The organism is Sphingobacterium sp. IITKGP-BTPF85 (assembly GCF_001006065.1).
Lineage (GTDB): Bacteria > Bacteroidota > Bacteroidia > Sphingobacteriales > Sphingobacteriaceae > Sphingobacterium > Sphingobacterium anhuiense.
Genome location: NZ_ASZT02000325.1, coordinates 1 through 780, shown reverse-complemented (window position 1 = coordinate 780; position 780 = coordinate 1). Strand labels below are relative to the sequence as shown.

The following is a 780-nucleotide window of genomic DNA, read 5'->3' as shown; positions in this document are numbered from 1 at the left end:
GGTAGATTGTTCAGGTTTTGTTAATATGTTATATCTTAAAGTATATAAAGAGAATTTACCTCGTTCATCCAGAGATATGGATGGTGCAATTAAGAGCAAGCGAAATTCCCAGCTTAAAGAAGGTGATTTGGTGTTTTTTTCGTTCGGAGGACGTAATGTGGATCATGTTGGCGTATATCTGCATAATAATAAATTTGTACATGTATCGACAAAAAAAGGTGTTATTATTTCTGACTTAAAAGATTCGTGGTACGCAAAATATTTCACGAATGCTGGAACACCAAAATCCTGATAGGTAATACGAATTCCCTTTTTTATGTCAAATAATAGATAAAACTTTATAAAGCTATTTTAATCCTTATTTTTGTCAAAAACTAAAATAAAGATGAGTATCAAGGGTAAAAAGATTTTTTTGGGTTTATGTATTGTTGTACCATTTCTAATTTACTGTGTTTACTACTACAGTAATATGATTAGCAATGCGCCTTTCCGTTTCACAGATTTTCAGTCTGTGGTCTTTCGATACGGTGAGCCTAATCATATGGATAATCAGTATGATTCAAAAACTGGAATTTTTCAGTATGTGACCAAAACAAACGAGATAGAGCGTGATACCGTTCGCATGACTAAAGATGATTTGCTTTACTTACATCGAAAAGCTCAAGAATTAGGTTTTTGGAATTTGGATGATGACATGACGGGACCTGAAGCAAAAGTAAATCCTGAAACAGAAACACCTCGTTTTTATTTAGAGATGAATTATAAAGACAAATCAAAAAA

The 780-nt window shown here is 32.4% G+C and carries 2 protein-coding genes; both read left to right on the top strand.

Features of this window, described 5'->3' with window-relative positions:
- The coding region (locus tag L950_RS25460; protein ID WP_021191471.1) for a C40 family peptidase at positions 1-292 on the top strand (292 nt) is incomplete at its 5' end.
- A 177-nt stretch (positions 293-469) separates the two neighbouring features.
- The coding region (locus L950_RS25455; protein ID WP_031289211.1) for a hypothetical protein at positions 470-780 on the top strand (311 nt) is incomplete at its 3' end.